The following is a 2,712-nucleotide window of genomic DNA, read 5'->3' as shown; positions in this document are numbered from 1 at the left end:
GAAAAGATGGCGGCCTTCTTCTGGAGCCTGAAGCCGTCGGATGCCGATGAGGTGCGCGTCCGCGGCCTGGACGCCTGGAAGGAAAGGGTGGTCCGGCTGTGGCCGCAGAGCGAGGCGTTCACGAGCCAGATCGACAGTTTCGACCAGCTGTCGCTGGCCCGCTACGGCCACCACACGATGAAGCTTCCGGCCGGTAGGCGATTGGCCGTCATCGGCGACGCGGCGCATTCCACCAGTCCGCAACTCGGGCAAGGGGCGAACATGGCGCTGCTCGACGCGGCGGCGCTCAGCCATGCGCTTGTGCGGGCGCCAAACGTCGAGGCCGCACTGGAAGCCTATGCGAGGGCGCGGCGCTGGCATGTCCGCATCTTCCAGGCGCTGTCACTGGCATTCACGCCGTTCTACCAGTCGGATTCGGTGGCGCTGCCCTTCATCCGCGACAGGCTGGTGGCGACGGTGGCAAAAATCCCGCCGGCGCCGCAGTTTCTCGCCTCGATGGTGGCGGGAACAGTGATCGACCCGTTCAAGCGAATTGGGCTGACGGAGGCGAAGTGGCTGGATCGTTTTGGCCAATGAGGCCTGAAAGGTGCGATCCCTTCGCTTGCAGGAAAGCATGCAGGCGCTGCGGATAGTCCGGCGCCACGGCTTGCCTGATCGACGGGCGTTCACTCAACGCCTCGCGCCAGGCCCGAACGAGCGGCTTGCCGTCCAGAATGCCGAAATCACCGATGCGGTCGAAGACATCGAGGTAGCGGAAGACCGGACCGTAAACGGCGTCGACCAGCGAAAAGTGCTTGCTGGCGAACCAGGGTCCGCCGGGCTCGTCCGCCAGCTCGGCTTCGAGGCGATCGAACATGGCGGACAGCGCGCTGGATTCGGCCAGGAAGCCAGCTTCGGTCGAGGCTGAATAGAACCGGCCGATGGCGTTGAGGGTTGCCGAACCGAACTCGATCCAGGCGCGATGACGGGCGCGGGCATAGGGGTCGGCAGGGTGGAGGGGATTGGCTTGCGTCTCTTCAAGGAATTCGAGGATGACGGCCGATTCGAAGATGACCGTTTCCTCGCCATTTCGCTGTACGCGCAGCAGCGGCACCTTGCCGAGCGGCGAGATCGCTTTGAACCAATCCGGTTTGTTGGCCAGGTCGATATCGATGCGCTCGAACGGCACGCCCTTTTCGGCCAGCGAAATCGCGGCGCGCTGCACATAGGGGCAGAGGTGATGGCTGACGAGGATGAGCTTGTGTGCCATGAGGTTTCCAAGGTTAATGCATTTGCATCTATATAGATGCACATGCATCGATCGTCAAGCTTGATGCAAATGCATCTACTGCCTATGCTTGGCCATGACCGAGAAAGCCACGCCTTCGCCAGAAGCCATCAAGGCCTGGGCTCGCCTGATGCGCGTTTCGCGCCAGCTGATGGAAAGCGCTGAAGAAGCGTTGAAGGCCGCCGGCCTGCCGCCGCTTGCCTGGTACGACGTGCTGCATGAGCTCGCTGAGGCGGGCGAGGGCGGGCTGCGGCCGTTCCAGCTCATCGAGCGCACTCTGTTCGCGCAATACAACATTTCGCGCCTGCTGGCCCGGCTCGAGGCCGATGGGCTCGTCGAGAAACTGACGGTGGCCGATGATGGTCGTGGCCAGACCATCCGCATCACCGCCAAGGGCCGCGAGACACGCCGCCAGATGTGGGCTGTCTACGGACGGTCGATCACCGAACTGGTTGGCGCCAAACTGTCGGCGGATGAATTGACCAGGGTCTCCGCACTGCTTGGACGATTGCGCCATCCGCCAGCCTCCGATTAGCGAGGCTTGTCGCGCGGCAACGCATCACTTGCAGATATTTTGCGCCCGCCCTCTTGCGCGCGGCCTCGGATTGCGCAATATGCCGAACCGTAACGTACGGTACGGCATATCGGAATGACCGGTGGCCCGACCTTTCGAGAGAAGAGCGTGTTGCACAGCGTGCCCGAGATCGACACCAGCGAAGCGCTGACAGAGCGACAGAAGGCCGTGCTCGACGCAGCGTTGCGGCTGCTGGTCGAAGAGGGCGATCAACTGACCATGACCGCCGTGGCGCGCCGCGCCAGCTGCTCCAAGGAAACGCTCTACAAATGGTTCGGCGACCGTGACGGGCTGCTGACGGCGACGGTGCAGTGGCAGGCCTCGAAAGTGCGGGTGGCGCCGGTTGACGGCAAGGGGCTCGATCTTGCCTCGCTGACCGCAAGCCTCGAACGCTTTGCCTCGGACTGGCTTAAGGTGATCTCCAGTGACACCTCGATTGCGCTCAACCGGGTGGCGGTCAGCCATGCCGGTTCGGGTAAGGACAATCTCGGCGCCGTGGTGCTTGAGAACGGCCGCTTCGCATTGGCCAAACGGTTGAAGCCGGTGCTTGAGGCCGGCCGACGGACCGGGCTTTTGGATTTTGCGGATGCCGAGACGGCGTTCCGCACCTTTTTCGGGCTGGTCGCCCGCGACGTGCAGATCCGTCTGCTGCTTGGCGACCGGCTGGAATTGACTGAGGCGGCGATCGGCGGCGATGCCGCGCGCGCGACGCAGCAGTTTCTCGCTCTTTTCGGAGCAAAAACCGGGCCGCAGGGCCTCTGATTCATAAAACGGGAAGGAAGACAAAATGCGCGTCTATTACGATCGTGATGCCGATCTCAATCTGATCAAGGGCAAGAAGGTCGCCATCATCGGCTATGGCAGCCAAGGC

General features: G+C 63.0%; 4 protein-coding genes. 3 read left to right on the top strand and 1 reads right to left on the bottom strand.

What is annotated here, in order from left to right; genetic code table 11:
* Nucleotides 1–576: NAD(P)/FAD-dependent oxidoreductase (locus EN750_RS28040; RefSeq protein ID WP_145967969.1), on the top strand; the 576-nt coding region annotated here is incomplete at its 5' end.
* Here the strand turns inward: EN750_RS28040 and EN750_RS28035 are convergent.
* Entirely contained in the window at nucleotides 524–1,249 is a 726-nt protein-coding gene (locus EN750_RS28035; RefSeq protein ID WP_127398665.1) for a glutathione S-transferase family protein, read from the bottom strand. The two genes, EN750_RS28040 and EN750_RS28035, sit on opposite strands and share 53 nt — an antisense overlap.
* A gap of 94 nt (nucleotides 1,250–1,343) precedes the next feature.
* Between EN750_RS28035 and EN750_RS28030 the strand changes: the two genes are divergently transcribed.
* Both EN750_RS28030 and EN750_RS28025 read left to right on the top strand, forming a co-directional pair.
* On the top strand, nucleotides 1,344–1,802 hold the full coding sequence (locus tag EN750_RS28030) for a MarR family winged helix-turn-helix transcriptional regulator (RefSeq protein ID WP_127398663.1): 459 nt from the start codon (nucleotides 1,344–1,346) through the stop codon (nucleotides 1,800–1,802).
* A 147-nt stretch (nucleotides 1,803–1,949) separates the two neighbouring features.
* Complete coding sequence (locus EN750_RS28025; protein WP_127398661.1) at nucleotides 1,950–2,603, top strand: TetR/AcrR family transcriptional regulator; 654 nt, start codon at nucleotides 1,950–1,952, stop codon at nucleotides 2,601–2,603.
* Nucleotides 2,604–2,712: the final 109 nt, after the last annotated feature.

It is taken from the genome of Mesorhizobium sp. M7A.F.Ca.ET.027.03.2.1 (genome assembly GCF_003999175.1).
Lineage (GTDB): Bacteria > Pseudomonadota > Alphaproteobacteria > Rhizobiales > Rhizobiaceae > Mesorhizobium.
Note: the sequence above shows the minus strand (reverse complement) of the source record. Positions and strands in the feature narration are given on the sequence as shown.

What these genes read in the sequence shown, in the direction of transcription:
- EN750_RS28030 (WP_127398663.1), top strand. Translation starts at nt 1,344, where the DNA reads ATGACCGAGAAAGCCACGCCTTCGCCAGAAGCCATCAAGGCCTGGGCT.
- EN750_RS28035 (WP_127398665.1), bottom strand. Translation starts at nt 1,249, where the DNA reads ATGGCACACAAGCTCATCCTCGTCAGCCATCACCTCTGCCCCTATGTG.